Origin of the sequence: Deinococcus sp. AJ005 (assembly GCF_009017495.1) — a bacterium.
Lineage (GTDB): Bacteria > Deinococcota > Deinococci > Deinococcales > Deinococcaceae > Deinococcus.
The window spans coordinates 2,564,436-2,576,791 of sequence record NZ_CP044990.1; the positions used below are offsets into that span (position 1 = coordinate 2,564,436).

Consider the following 12,356-nt stretch of genomic DNA (forward strand, 5'->3'; position numbering starts at 1 on the left):
CAGGCAACCCTGATCGCCCGAAGTTCCGCCCCACGCTCTGAAAAGCTGATTTTCAGGGCGTGGGTTTTTCCTGTGGTGGGCGGGTGATGTCCAGCCCGTCCTGGGGCCGTACCCCGTCCTCGACCCAGCGGCGCAGTTCAGCGAAGGCAAAGGCGGTCTGCTCCGAGCTAAATCCACAGTGTTCGATGCCCTGCACGCGGTAGAGCAGCACGCGGGTCAGGGTCTGCAAGCGGGGTTCCACCGTCTGTTGCACCAGATTGGCCGTGTTCCCGGCGGCCTCCACCCGCGCCCGCAGCCGCGCCTCGTGCTCAAAGGGAACCAGGGGATCGGCGGTGTTGTGATAGGTCAGCAATTTGGTTTTAAACCGTCCAGTGGCGCTGTACCAGTCCTGCGCGTAGACGACGGCCTGCGGGCTGGAGGCGCGGTATCGCTGAATTCCGGCGTTCAGCGCGGCATTTTCCTGGGCCGTCAGTAGCGGGCTGTGATACACCGTGTCCGCGTTGGAGGCGAAGATGCCCCCAGCCGTCGCGGTGATGTCATTCAGGCCGAACAGTTGCGCGCCCAGCGAGGCGAAGAAGGTGGGGATGTCCGGCATGACCTTCACATCCGGCACCGCGCTGGCGATGGTGTCGATCAGCCGGGCTTCACGCCCCCCCGGATTCAGTTTCGCCCGCAAAAAGAGCTGCCCCACTGGTTTGAGGAGTTCCCTGGGATCGACTTTAAGCGGACCCTGCGTCACGTCCTGCGTGCCTGGCAGGGCGTAGGGCGTGCCCTGGGTGAAGTAATTGTAGAGCGCCCTGAGATCGGTCAGATATTTGACCTCGAACTGCCAGTCGCTGACCGCACCGCAACCGGAGATCGCCCCGGCGAAGGCGTCCGGGTATTTCTCGATCAATCCCATGACGACGCTGCCACCCAGGGAGCTGCCGGTGATGTAATCGCGCGTGGACCCCAGCATGTCCATGAAGCGCTTGAGGCGCAGGGTGTTGACAATGCCGCTCTGCACGGCAAATCCGCGTTTGTCATAGACCGAACGGGCCACCGCAAAACCCTGGCGGTAGGCGTTGGGCAGCACGCCTCGCGTATCGTCACCCTGGATCAGATCGCTGGCCGCCGTGTCCTGTTTGTCGTCGGGCAGGCGGTAGCCGTGGGCATACAGGACAGCCTCGTGGTTCCAGTCGGGTGGGAAATTGGCGCTGAAATAGCGGCCCTCCAGCCGTCCACTCAGCAGCAGACCGCCGTCCAGGCCAGAGCTGAGCTGGATGTCGGTGGCCGGGAAAGTGAGGGACGTGCGCTGAATTTGCTCTTTTAAAGCCAGCGTGGCCGCGTTCGGGGGAGTGGCGGTCAGCGACGGCGCGCAGGCCGTGAGGGTCAGCAGCGAGAAGGTCAGAAGTAGGGTTCGCGGCATGGGGAGCTTCCTTTGCTCCTGGCCGGAAAGAGAGGACAGGCAGCGCCAGCACAGCCTAGGCATCCGCGCCACGACCAGCAAAGGCGAAAGCCTTGGGCAATCCCACACAGCAGCCTTTTCGCTGGTGCGCTCTTCAGCGGAGGTTGCACCTCGCCCCCCACTGGCTGGCGCTGGCCGTTCAATAGCGAGCCTCGTAGCGCCCCCACCCGCCCACGCCGCGTACACTGTCCACAATGAGAGTTGGCCTGTTAAATTCCCCCGCCTCGCGCCTCCGGGCGTACTGGGCGGCGTACCTGAAAGAACTGGACGTGGAGGCCGTGACGCCTGCCCTGGACGATGCGGAGGCCCTGGCGCTGGGCCAGCAGAGCCTGCCCGGCGAGCCGACGACGGTGCAACTGGCGCTGGGCCGCATCCTGGCGCTGGAGGCCGTGGACGCCGTGCTGCTGCCCGAGTGGCCTGCCGTGTCGAACGACGCCTGGAGCGAGGCGCTGACCGAGTTGCTGCCCCGGCGCATCAGTGGCCTGCCCACGCTGATCCCCGTGCCCGACCTGGGCGGTCCTGATCTGGAAGGCCATGCGGCAGAGGTGGGCCTGCGGGTCTCGCAGAACGGCAGCGCAGTGCGCGGCGCACTGACCAAGGTGCGCCTGCTGGCCGCCGAACCCCGGATCAGCATGCCCCCGCTGGGCCGCGCCGGGCTGGTCACCGTGGCCGTGATCGGCCCGCGCACCCTCCTGGCCGAGGACGTGCTGTCCGGCAGCCTGCGCCCCGCGCTGGAGGCGGCTGGCCTGCACGGCGTCTTCTCGCCCGAGTTGCCGCACAGTGACGTGATGCGCCGGGCTGAACGCATGCATGACGCCGCAAAAGTTCCGGCAGGCGAGCGCGAACTGTTCGGCGCGGCCTCGATGCTGGCGGGCAAGAGCGCAGTGCGCGGCGTGCTGCTGGTCTCCCCCGCCCACGACGGCGCGGCGGCGGCGGCCCTGGACCGCATTGCCGCCAAGATGCACCTGCCCACACTGCGAATTGATCTGAATCCCGGACAGACTGAATTTGACGGCCTGGAAGCCTTCGCGGAAAAACTCAATCCCACGGCCCTCCTCTCAACGACACCACCCTCTCAGGAGACCCCATGAATTTCTGGCGCTGGCTGATCACCCCCGATCCCGATCCTGGGTTTACCCGCACCAAACTGCTCAAACTGGTCATCCGTGTGGTGCTGTTTGCCACCGTCGCCACGCTGATCAGCAGCTTGCTGGCGCTGACGCCGCTGCGCCCGTACCTGAATACCTGGTGGGGCAGTCTGGTCTTTATCCTGATCCTGTATGTGCCGATGGCGCGCTTTCTGCTGGTGGATTCCTTCGCGCCGCGCCGTGGGGCTGGCGCAGGAGTCACCTCGGGCAAGGGCGGCAAATCAACCCTCAGCAGCGCCCAGAAACGCAAGGAACGCAACCGCTACGCCGGGGTCAAGAAGGGGCCACCCAAGTACGGGGGACGGCGATAGGCGGGGACAGCCCACACTCCAGCCTGGAGGGGACGCGCAAGAAACGCCCTGCCGACGAGGTGCTGAACGAGCGCGTCTACCGCCCGCTGGCGCAACTGCTGGTGGACCCGCTGGCCCGGCAGAACGTGAATCCGGCCCATGTGGTGCTGTTCCACACGGCGCTGGGGGTGTACGCAGCGTGGCTGATCCGGCGCGGCGGCCCGTGGTGGCGCTCGCGCCTGACGCCCGCGCTGCTGCTGCAAGTCAAGACCGTGCTGGACAATCTGGACGGTCAACTGGCCCGCGCCACCGGGCAGACCACCGAGACGGGCCGGTATCTGGACACCGAGATGGATCTGGTGGTCGATCTGGCGCTGAACGTGGCGATTGCGGGCCGAGCCGGAATTCCCTTGACCGTGCTGCAAAGCCTGATCCTGACCACCGATTTCCTGTGGGAACGCGATCACCGTACAGCGCGGGGCGAGGTGTTCCGGGAAGGGGCGGCGCAGGCGGGCGATGATCTGCGTGTGCTGGCGGTTCTAAAAACCGTATATGCCGCTTACTTTATCCCGCAGGAGCGCGTGCTGGGGGGCTGGTTCGAGACTCGGTTGACAGCTGTGGCAGGCAATTCTCCGACGCCGGAGGAGCGCCGAGCTTACACGCCGCTGCCCATCACCGCCGTCGCAGCGAATCTCGGATTAACGACGCAACTGGCCTTTCTGGGCGCGTGTCTGCTGGCGGACAGACCACAGCTCTACACCCGGTCTCTGCCTGTGCAGGCACTGGTGCTGCTGGGCGTTCAGCGCTGGCGGGAGGGGCAGGTCAAACGCGAGACGGTTTCCCGCACCTGAAGTTCCTACTCTCCCAGTCGGTACTGCTTATCGCCCTCGGCCTGCAAGACCACGCCCACCTTGCCCCGGTCCACAGTCACGTCGCAGTCCAGAATGCCGCGCGGGAGCGCCCCCGGCAGCGCCGTGACGCACTTCAGCCCGTAGGACGCGTTCTCGGACGGTTTGGTGGCCTGCACCGCCTGCACAACGCGCTGGCCGTAATCGCGGGCCGCCTTGCTCTGCACCGCCAGCGTGGCGACGATCACGCCGATGCCCAGCACGAAGGCCCCCAGAATCCAGTAGAAGCTGCGGGCGGCCCTGCCGCGTTCAGCAGGCGTGATGTCGCGCAGTTCGGCGGCCCTGACGGCTGGCGCGGCAGGTGGCTGACCGAGTTTTTTGGTGGGCTGCCTGCCGGATTGTTTTTTGGGGCGAGAACGCTTGCTCATCTGGCGTCCAGCCTATCCTGAGCGGCCCCCGCAACCGTCCCGGACAAACCGCCGCCGCGCTACACTCCGGGCCATGAGCAAGGTCATCATTATCGGAGCGGGCGGCGTGGCAAACGTCGTCGCCAAGAAGTGCGCGCAGAACGACGGCGTGTTCACGGAAGTCCTGATCGCCACCCGCACGGTCCGCAAGGCCGATGCCATCGTGGCCGAGATTCACGAGCATCTGCCGGACAGCAAGACGCAATTCAGTACGACGACGGTGGACGCCGACAACGTGCCGGAACTGGTCAAGGTGATCCGCGAATTTGGCCCGGCAATGGTCATCAACGTGGCGCTGCCCTACCAGGACCTGACCATCATGGACGCCTGCCTGGAAACAGGGGTGCATTACCTGGACACCGCCAACTACGAACCCAAGGACGTGGCCAAGTTCGAGTATTCCTGGCAATGGGCCTACCGCGAACGCTTCGAGAAAGCTGGCCTGATGGCCCTGCTGGGCTGTGGCTTCGATCCGGGGGCGACGCAGGTGTTCACCGCTCACCACGCCAAGCACCATTTCAAAGAAATCCATTATCTGGACATCATCGACTGCAACAACGGCGATCACGGCAAGGCGTTCGCCACCAACTTCAACCCCGAGATCAACATCCGCGAGATCACCGCCAACGGACGCTACTGGGAAGACGGCGAGTGGATCGAGACCGCGCCGCTGGAGATTTCCCAGGACATCTATTACCCCAAAGTCGCCACCCGCAAGAGCTTCGTGCTGTATCACGAGGAACTCGAATCGCTGGTCATTAACTTCCCCACCATCAAGCGGGCGCGCTTCTGGATGACCTTCGGCGAGTCGTACATCAAGCATCTGAACGTACTGGAAGGCATCGGCATGACCAGCATCGAGCCGATTGACTTCCGGGGCCAGAAAATTGCGCCCATCGAATTCCTGAAGGCCGTCCTGCCCGTGCCCGAATCACTGGCCGCCAACTACACCGGGCAGACGTGCATCGGCGTGCAGGCCAAAGGCATTGGCAAGGACGGCGAGGAAAAGGTGCATTTCGTCTACAACGTCACCGATCACGCCCAGACGTATCAAGAAGTGCAGGCGCAGGGTGTGAGTTACACCACGGGCGTTCCGGCCATGATCGGCGCGATGCTGATGCTGACGGGCGTGTGGAAGAAGGCGGGCGTGTACAACGTTGAGGAATTTGACCCCGATCCGTTTATTGCCGCCATGAACGAGTGGGGCCTGCCAGTGGACGAGCTGGCGGGCATCGAACTGGTGAAGTAGTCGGTCAAAGCGAGTGCGCCGCCCAGCTCCTGAAACGGAGGGGCGGCGCGTTCAATTCTTGAAAATCAGGCTGCGGGGATGCCCTGACGCGGCACGGGCACAGCGGCCACCAGCGGGCGCGGCAGCAGCGTACCCAGCGCCAGTCCCAGCAGACTGGCGGTGGCGACGGTCATCCACAACAGGCCCAGTTCCGTGCCGTCCAGCCCTATGCTCAGGGCCACCAGCACGGCGGACACGGCAAAGTGGGGCAGCACGGAGCGCAGCAGATTCTGACCCCGGCGGTGCGCCTCAGCAAAGTCCCTGCCGAAGTACAGGCCAGCACTCAGGGCACTCAGGACGCACAACAGCAGGGGGAAGGTCATGGGCGCAGCTTAGGCCCGCGCCTCTGACCGTTCGCTCACTTGCGGGGGCCAAAACTAACATTAAGGCACGATTCCAAGACTAATGGTTCGGACAGTTTCCAAATTTGAGGGATGACCACCCGATAAACACGAGGTTTTAGCTCCTCCCCCCTACGGGGGAGGCTGGGACTGGCACAGCTCCGCAGGAGAGGGGGGAGCGAGAATGGCGTCCCAGAAATACTTTTCGACCCCGTTTAGGGCTTGAGCGAGCCAGAATCCAGGCCGTCTGGGAAAGCGTTTTCCGCATATTGGAGATCGAAACTGGCCTTTCGCTGAGCCTGTGGGATTCTGCAACCAGAAGCTGTCTTTTCAATGTGCTGCACCTTGAGCGCGAGAGGTGATTCAAAGCCGAGGAAAAAACGTGGCCTGTTCATTTTGAGGAGTGAATGGATTCGTCTTGTTGCTGTCCCAGAGGGGCTTTCCATGATCGGCGTCAGGCCCTAAACGGGGTTTTTCGGGTATTTCCCCAAACCGTTGCCAAAAGTGTCCTCACCGTTGAAGACAGGGTTTTGAGACAGAACAAGGCAGGCGGCATGCGCGATACTGGGCCATGTTCAGTTCTGTTCGATCCACGCTGCGCCTGCCCGGCGGCGGCGCGTGACCCCTCCGGTTGACCTGACGGACCCCGCCGCCCTGCAAACCGCCTTCCGGGCGCAGGGCTACGTGGCCGGAGACGCGCTGGCCACGGCGCTGCGCCTTGTTCCGGCACTTCAAAAGCCGCTGCTGCTGGAAGGTCCGGCAGGGGTGGGCAAAACCGAGGCGGCCAAGACGCTGGCGGCGGCGCTGGGAACGCGCCTGATCCGGTTGCAATGCTACGAGGGGCTGGACGCGCAGGCCGCGCTGTACGAGTGGAATTACGCCCGCCAACTACTGTACCTGCGCTCGGCGGAGATCAGCGGGGGCCGGGTGGACGACGACGAACTGTACGGCGAACGCTTCCTGATGGCCCGCCCGCTGCTCCAGGCCATTCAGCAGGACGTGGCCCCGGTGCTGCTGATCGACGAGATTGACCGTGCCGACGACGCCTTTGAAGCCTTTCTGCTGGAATTGCTGGCCGAGTGGCAGATCACCGTGCCGGAACTGGGAACTATCCCGGCCCGCACGCGCCCGCATACCATTCTGACCAGCAACCGCAGCCGCGAGCTGAGTGACGCGCTGCGCCGCCGCTGCCTGTACCACTGGGTGGAATACCCCACCGCGCGGCAGGAACTGGAGATCGTGCAGGCGCGGCTCCCTGGCATCGACGCGGCGCTAGCCCGGCAGATCACCGACGCCGTACATGCCCTGCGCCAGTTGCCGCTGGGCAAACCGCCGGGGGTGGCCGAGACGCTGGACTGGGCGGCGGCGCTGCTATACCTGCACCGGGACCATCTAGACGCTGCCAGCATCGAGGCCAGCCTGGGCGCGGTGCTGAAGCTACGCGAGGACCATTTGCTGGCCGCACCGACATTGCGTGGTATAGCGGGGCGGGGGGGGGCGGGCCGGGCGGAGGCGGGGTGAGCGACCCCATCTCTGCCGAACTGTCGGCCCAGATCACTGCTTTCGTGGCGCGGTTGCGCGTGCGGCACGGCTTTCTGGTGGGACCGGGAGAAGCGAGTGACGCGCTGAGGGCTGCGGGCGTGGTGGACGTGCTGAGCAAACGTCAACTGCGCGACGCCCTGCGTGCCGTGCTGATTGCCCAGCCAGAACAGGCCCGCATCTTTGACCACGAGTTCAACACCTTCTTCCGCACTGAGGGCAGTCTAGCCCCACCCGAACTTCCGCCTCTGCTGCCCGAAACCGAGGCCCCCGGCACGGAACAGGAAACCGAGACCACGCCCAAAAAACAGCAGGAAGGCGACGGAGAGGCCCCCGCCCCGGCTCCACCCACCCCCGGGGAGGAACCGGAACTAACCACCGTGAAGGCCCAGCCGCAGAGTGAATCCAAGGACGACCCGGATGATTCTGGTGGCGACTTTCAGACCGTGCAGACCCGTCTCAGCCCGAATGCGGGAGCGGGGGGCGAAGTCAGGTCTGAAGACGGTGATTTGCGGGAGCTGTTGCGCGCTGCCACGGCGCTGATCCGGGCGGTGGAACTGGGGCGGTCCCGGCGGCTGAGGCCAATGGCGCGGGGGCCGAAGCTGGATGCCCGCCGCACCCTGCGCGCCGCTGCCCGCACCGCAGGCGATCCGGCGCTGCTGCGCTGGCTGGGGCGTCCGCGCCGTTCCCCGCGCTTTCTGCTGGTGCTGGATGGCAGCCGCAGCATGGGCCGCGACGCCACGCTGCTGCTGCGGTTTGCCCACGCGCTGTCTCTGCGGACGCGCCGGGTGGAGGTCTATGCCTTTTCTACCGGACTGACCCGGCTGACCCCGTATCTACGCCACGCCTCTCCAGGCCAGCCGCTGGCCCTTCCCGATCTGGGTGAGGCATGGGGCGGCGGCACCCGCATCGGCGAAAATCTGCTGCAACTGGCCCGCCAGGAACGCGAACGCGTGAACCGGGACACGCTGGTTTTAATCCTTAGCGACGGGCTGGACACGGGCGAACCGGATGTGCTGGAACGCGCCCTGCGCGACCTGAAGGCGCGGGCAGGGCGCGTAATCTGGCTCTCACCGCTGGCCGCGCTGCCGGAGTATCAGCCGGTGCAGCGGGCCATTCAAGCGGCACTGCCCCATCTGGACGCCCTGCTACCCGCCGGGGGCATGGAGGACTTACACCGTCTGGGCCGCCGCATTCAGCAGAGGAACTAACTTTACCCAGGCTCACGGTGTTGCTGGAACAGACACGGCAGGCGCAGTGGGCGGCACACCCTCTGGCACCTGATTCAATTCGATGGTGTAGCCCAGCAGTTCGCGGCCCAGCAGCACGGTTCGCAGCACGCCGCTGATTTTCGTGCCGGTCAATGTGGCGTGCAGGTTGCCCCGGTGCTTGTCGCCGTTTTCATACAAACCCAGTTCCAGCGCGCCGCCCGTGGCACTGCGCTTAAACGGGCCGCTGGCCGCGTACGCCTTACGGCTTTCCAGATTGGTGATCACCCCGGTGGCGCGGCCCTCGCGCTCCTGCACGGTCAGAGTCATGCGGTAGGGCACGCGACCTGTGCCGCCCACGCCGATGCCCTCGTAGGTGCCGTTCGCGGCGCGTTCCAGCGGGGTCAGGGGGCTGATATACGCGCCAAAGGCGCAGCCGCTGAGAAGGGGGGGCAGCAGCAGGGCGGCGGCAAGGGGACGCATGGAACGCATGCAGGGAGCCTAACGAGATCTCATGAAGTGTGTCTGATGCGGATTCCCACCCGTACTACGCTCAGCCCTCTGCGGCTCAGCCCTCTTCCAGCGGATAGGTGCGGGCAGCGCGCACGGCCAGCCAGATCAGGTAGCTATAGAACACACCGACGATGGCGAAGACCAGCCAGCCCGGAAAGTTGCCGATGTCGGCCAGCGCGAAGGCGTCGGGAAAGGTCAGGACGTAGCCCTTGGGCTGTTCCAGGTCCAGCTTGGCAAACCACGCCAGCAGCACCGCCGCATAGATCCACAGGTAATTGCGCCCCAGCCGCCAGCCCAGCGCGTCATTGCGGCTCATGGGGCTGCGCGGCTTGCTCAGTTCGGCCAGCAGCAACTGGTGCCAGCCGGGGTCCACCCGGTCCCCCAGCATGGCCGGATAGAAGAAGCGCTCCATGATCCGCACGCGGTGGTGGGCAATCTCGTAGGTGCGGAAGCGGCGGGCCTCCAGGCGCAGAAAAAAGTAGTTCATGAACATGGCGAACAGGAAGGTGGCGTGGCTGTTGCCCGCATCCCCCAGCGCAAACGAGGCCAGACCCGCGCTGGTCACCACGGACCAGTTGGTGGTCATGTCCAGCCGCTGCCGCCACGCGGTCATCTTGCCGACTTCGGCGCGGTACAGGTGGATCAGCGCGTTGGCCTGGTTGGTGCTGTAACTGACCTCGGTCAGACCGGGGGCCAGCACCGCGCCCGGCCCGCCGCCTGCGCCCGGCATCAGCCCCGTTCCTGAATCATGCCGCCCAGCGTAGCGCGTCCGGGCAGGTCTTTCGCCACCTCGCTTTCATTTCTGCCCCCGCAACAGCCCTCAGCGCAAAATCAGCGCAAGAAGGGATTGCTACGCCGTTCCGCCCCCACCGTGGTGGCCCCGCCGTGGCCGGAATAGACGGCAGTGGCGTCGGGCAGCGTCAGCAGTTCGCGGGTGATGCCCGCCAGCAGCGCGGCGTGATCACCTCCCGGCAGATCGGTACGCCCGATGCTGCCCTGAAACAGCGTGTCCCCAGCCACCACCACGCCCTTATCTCCATCCGTGCCCGCCAGAAAAACCACATGCCCCGGCGCGTGCCCCGGCAACTCGCGGGCCGTCAGGATCAGGTCACCCGCTGTGAAGGTCTGATCCTGCGCGATTTCGTGGTCTGGGGCATCCGGCTGGATAAAGGGCAGATTCCACCTCTGCGCCGAGGCCGCGCCCAGGCCATACAGCGGCAGATCAGCGGGGTGCAGCCAGACTGGAACCCGCAACGCCTCGCGCACGGGCTGCACCGCCCCGATGTGGTCAAAGTGCGCGTGGGTCAGCAGAATACCGCGCACCGTCACGCCGGAATCCCGCACCAGGGCCAGAATCTGGGCCGCGTCGTCGCCGGGATCAAAGAGGAAGCCCTCATTCTGCGCACCCGCCACCAGCACGGCGTTTTCCTGCAAGGGGCCGGTGGGCAGGGACCACACGCGAACGTGACCATGAACAGAAGGCTGAAGCATAGGCGCAGTCTACTGGTCAAGCCCTCCCCTCCCCCCACCCCGTGAGGGTTCTGTCAGACCCCCCCCCATAAGCTGAGTTTTGTGAGTGGCCGCCTGATCACCGAATCCCCCGCCGATGACCCGCACGGCGGCCTGGCCGTGCGGCGCAGGGCCTCGCGCAACACCCTGCGGACTCAGTTCGCACTCGTGATCTTTCTGCTAGCTTTCCTGCCCAATCTGGTCCTCACGCTGACCGCCCAGCCCAACCTTCCGGCGGGCGCACTGCTGGGCTGGATGCTGCTGGTGGGCGTTCTGTGTGGAATGGTGGGTTATGTTCTCAGCGGCGCGCTGCTGCGGCCCCTCAGCCGCCTTCAGGCCGAGGTGGAGGGCGGCGAACTGGGTGCCCACAGCGACGACCCGGCGGAAATTCTGCTGCTGCGCCGCGCCTTCTCGGACCTGCTGGGCCGCCTGAGCACCGAGCAAACGCGCCGCAACGCCTTCATGGCGACGCTGGTGCATGACCTGAAAACCCCGCTGATCGCCGCCGGGCACCTCACACACGCGCTGGTGAATCTGCCGCTGCCCGAAGCCGAGCGCAAGGAGGTAGGCACGCAGATGCAGGCCGAGACCGCCCGCCTGCTGGCGCTGGTGCAGCAGATGGCCGACGCCCACCGTTTCGAGCGCGAGGACGTGAGCATCCAGGCGGTCCCCACCGATCTACGCGCCCTGCTGGACGGCGTGGCCCGCCGGGTGCAGCCGCAGGCCGAGTGGGGCGGCCTGGAACTGACCGTGGACGGGCACGGCTACGCCCTGGCCGACGCCCCGGTGCTGGAGCGGGCCGTGACCAACCTGACCGAGAACGCCATTCGCTACGCCCGCTCGAAGGTGGAACTGCTCGTGACGCCAGACGGTCTGGTGGTCGCCGACGACGGCCCCGGCCTGGGCGGCTCGCTGGCGCAACTGGCCCAGCCGTTTACCTCGCAGCCCACCACCATCGCCGGACAGCAGTACACCGCCGGAACCGCCGGGCTGGGCCTGTTCATCGCCCGCCGCATTGCCGAGGCGCACGGCGGAGAGCTGCACTACGCCCACCAACCCCACCAACTGCCCAGCCACGACTTCGCTCCCGCCCTCCTCGCATCTACCCTGCCCACCATCTTCACGCTGACTCTCCCGGAGGTCACCCCATGAAACTTGTTATCGCCGACGATCACCCGCTGTTCCGTATGGGTCTCAAGTACGCCCTGATGCACCAGGGTTTCGATGTGGTGGCCGAGGCCGCCGACGGCCTGAGCGCCCTGGACGCCTGCCGAACCCTGCAACCCGACGCCGCGCTGCTGGACATCAAGATGCCCGGCATGACCGGCATCGAGGTCTGCGAACGCCTGCGCATGACCCACCCGCAGGTCGTCAGCGTGCTGATCACCACCTTCGCTGAACCGGCCATCGTGCAGGCTGCCCGCGCCGCCGGGGCGCGCGGCTACGTCAGCAAGGAAACCGATCCCGAGAGTCTGGCCCGCCAGCTCCGTGACATCGTGGCCCACCCCGAGATTGACCGCCTGCCGCAGGTGGACGTGCCCAGATTGACCCCCCGCGAATCGGAAGTGCTGCCGCTGCTGGCTCAGGGCTACAGCAATAAGGAGATCGCCAAGAGCTTGGGCGTCAGCCCCGACACCGTCAAGGACCATCTGGCCCGCCTGTACGCCAAGCTGGACGCCGGGGACCGTACCCAGGCGGTCAGCCGCGCCCGCAGCATCGGCCTGCTGCATTGAGGGAATTGCAGAGTGTTCACTGGGG

General features: G+C 65.8%; 14 protein-coding genes. 8 read left to right on the forward strand and 6 right to left on the reverse strand.

The window, feature by feature from the left end; translation table 11 throughout:
- Positions 1–52 precede the first annotated feature (52 nt).
- Positions 53–1,408, reverse strand: a complete 1,356-nt coding sequence (locus tag DAAJ005_RS14290; RefSeq protein ID WP_192930781.1) for a S9 family peptidase — start codon at positions 1,406–1,408, stop codon at positions 53–55.
- Positions 1,409–1,641: 233 nt separating this feature from the next.
- On the opposite strand from DAAJ005_RS14290, the gene DAAJ005_RS14295 reads away from it, so the two are divergent.
- Genes DAAJ005_RS14295 through DAAJ005_RS14305 form a run of 3 tightly spaced genes read left to right on the forward strand, consistent with a single transcriptional unit; the run spans position 1,642 to position 3,736 of the window.
- On the forward strand, positions 1,642–2,538 hold the full coding sequence (locus tag DAAJ005_RS14295) for a hypothetical protein (RefSeq protein ID WP_151847703.1): 897 nt from the start codon (positions 1,642–1,644) through the stop codon (positions 2,536–2,538).
- Positions 2,535–2,906 (forward strand): hypothetical protein, encoded by a 372-nt coding sequence (locus DAAJ005_RS14300; protein WP_151847704.1) that lies wholly within the window; start codon positions 2,535–2,537, stop codon positions 2,904–2,906. The genes DAAJ005_RS14295 and DAAJ005_RS14300 overlap by 4 nt, the downstream gene beginning before the upstream one ends.
- 59 nt (positions 2,907–2,965) lie before the next feature.
- On the forward strand, positions 2,966–3,736 hold the full coding sequence (locus tag DAAJ005_RS14305; RefSeq protein WP_226342441.1) for a CDP-alcohol phosphatidyltransferase family protein: 771 nt from the start codon (positions 2,966–2,968) through the stop codon (positions 3,734–3,736).
- A 5-nt stretch (positions 3,737–3,741) separates the two neighbouring features.
- On the opposite strand, the gene DAAJ005_RS14310 is transcribed toward DAAJ005_RS14305, so the two are convergent.
- Positions 3,742–4,161, reverse strand: a complete 420-nt coding sequence (locus tag DAAJ005_RS14310) for a hypothetical protein (RefSeq protein WP_151847705.1) — start codon at positions 4,159–4,161, stop codon at positions 3,742–3,744.
- A gap of 73 nt (positions 4,162–4,234) precedes the next feature.
- Here DAAJ005_RS14310 and DAAJ005_RS14315 point away from each other — a divergent pair, with 73 nt between their 5' ends.
- A complete protein-coding gene (locus DAAJ005_RS14315) occupies positions 4,235–5,449 on the forward strand; it encodes a saccharopine dehydrogenase family protein (RefSeq protein WP_151847706.1) in 1,215 nt (404 codons plus the stop codon).
- Between the two features lie 65 nt (positions 5,450–5,514).
- Here DAAJ005_RS14315 and DAAJ005_RS14320 read toward each other — a convergent pair whose 3' ends face one another.
- The gene (locus DAAJ005_RS14320; protein WP_151847707.1) at positions 5,515–5,811 is read right to left on the reverse strand and encodes a hypothetical protein; all 297 of its coding nucleotides are present in this window, start codon (positions 5,809–5,811) and stop codon (positions 5,515–5,517) included.
- A gap of 636 nt (positions 5,812–6,447) precedes the next feature.
- On the opposite strand from DAAJ005_RS14320, the gene DAAJ005_RS14325 reads away from it, so the two are divergent.
- A complete protein-coding gene (locus tag DAAJ005_RS14325; RefSeq protein ID WP_226342442.1) occupies positions 6,448–7,350 on the forward strand; it encodes a MoxR family ATPase in 903 nt (300 codons plus the stop codon).
- Positions 7,347–8,579 carry a VWA domain-containing protein gene (locus DAAJ005_RS14330; RefSeq protein WP_151847708.1) on the forward strand — a complete coding sequence of 411 codons (1,233 nt, stop codon included), beginning with the start codon at positions 7,347–7,349 and terminating at the stop codon, positions 8,577–8,579. The genes DAAJ005_RS14325 and DAAJ005_RS14330 overlap by 4 nt, the downstream gene beginning before the upstream one ends.
- A 12-nt stretch (positions 8,580–8,591) precedes the next feature.
- On the opposite strand, the gene DAAJ005_RS14335 is transcribed toward DAAJ005_RS14330, so the two are convergent.
- The 3 genes from DAAJ005_RS14335 to DAAJ005_RS14345 all read right to left on the reverse strand — a co-directional run bounded on the left by DAAJ005_RS14335 (position 8,592) and on the right by DAAJ005_RS14345 (position 10,580).
- Positions 8,592–9,068: a hypothetical protein gene (locus DAAJ005_RS14335; protein WP_151847709.1), complete on the reverse strand. Its 477-nt coding sequence runs from the start codon at positions 9,066–9,068 to the stop codon at positions 8,592–8,594.
- 76 nt (positions 9,069–9,144) lie between these two features.
- Entirely contained in the window at positions 9,145–9,819 is a 675-nt protein-coding gene (locus DAAJ005_RS14340; protein ID WP_151847710.1) for a DUF2270 domain-containing protein, read from the reverse strand.
- Between the two features lie 101 nt (positions 9,820–9,920).
- Positions 9,921–10,580 (reverse strand): MBL fold metallo-hydrolase, encoded by a 660-nt coding sequence (locus DAAJ005_RS14345; protein WP_151847711.1) that lies wholly within the window; start codon positions 10,578–10,580, stop codon positions 9,921–9,923.
- An 81-nt stretch (positions 10,581–10,661) separates the two neighbouring features.
- On the opposite strand from DAAJ005_RS14345, the gene DAAJ005_RS14350 reads away from it, so the two are divergent.
- Together DAAJ005_RS14350 and DAAJ005_RS14355 are read left to right on the forward strand one after the other, a co-directional pair.
- Positions 10,662–11,750, forward strand: coding sequence for a sensor histidine kinase (locus tag DAAJ005_RS14350; RefSeq protein ID WP_370519722.1), 1,089 nt, complete (start codon positions 10,662–10,664; stop codon positions 11,748–11,750).
- Positions 11,747–12,331 (forward strand): response regulator transcription factor, encoded by a 585-nt coding sequence (locus DAAJ005_RS14355; RefSeq protein ID WP_029483556.1) that lies wholly within the window; start codon positions 11,747–11,749, stop codon positions 12,329–12,331. Before DAAJ005_RS14350 ends, DAAJ005_RS14355 begins: the two co-directional genes overlap by 4 nt.
- Positions 12,332–12,356 lie beyond the last annotated feature (25 nt).

Excerpts from the sequence above, each read along its gene's own strand:
- DAAJ005_RS14355 (WP_029483556.1), top strand. The coding sequence starts at position 11,747 with ATGAAACTTGTTATCGCCGACGATCACCCGCTGTTCCGTATGGGTCTC.
- DAAJ005_RS14340 (WP_151847710.1), bottom strand. The coding sequence starts at position 9,819 with ATGCCGGGCGCAGGCGGCGGGCCGGGCGCGGTGCTGGCCCCCGGTCTG.
- DAAJ005_RS14315 (WP_151847706.1), top strand. The coding sequence starts at position 4,235 with ATGAGCAAGGTCATCATTATCGGAGCGGGCGGCGTGGCAAACGTCGTC.
- DAAJ005_RS14310 (WP_151847705.1), bottom strand. The coding sequence starts at position 4,161 with ATGAGCAAGCGTTCTCGCCCCAAAAAACAATCCGGCAGGCAGCCCACC.
- DAAJ005_RS14300 (WP_151847704.1), top strand. The coding sequence starts at position 2,535 with ATGAATTTCTGGCGCTGGCTGATCACCCCCGATCCCGATCCTGGGTTT.
- DAAJ005_RS14295 (WP_151847703.1), top strand. The coding sequence starts at position 1,642 with ATGAGAGTTGGCCTGTTAAATTCCCCCGCCTCGCGCCTCCGGGCGTAC.
- DAAJ005_RS14320 (WP_151847707.1), bottom strand. The coding sequence starts at position 5,811 with ATGACCTTCCCCCTGCTGTTGTGCGTCCTGAGTGCCCTGAGTGCTGGC.
- DAAJ005_RS14335 (WP_151847709.1), bottom strand. The coding sequence starts at position 9,068 with ATGCGTTCCATGCGTCCCCTTGCCGCCGCCCTGCTGCTGCCCCCCCTT.
- DAAJ005_RS14345 (WP_151847711.1), bottom strand. The coding sequence starts at position 10,580 with ATGCTTCAGCCTTCTGTTCATGGTCACGTTCGCGTGTGGTCCCTGCCC.
- DAAJ005_RS14290 (WP_192930781.1), bottom strand. The coding sequence starts at position 1,408 with ATGCCGCGAACCCTACTTCTGACCTTCTCGCTGCTGACCCTCACGGCC.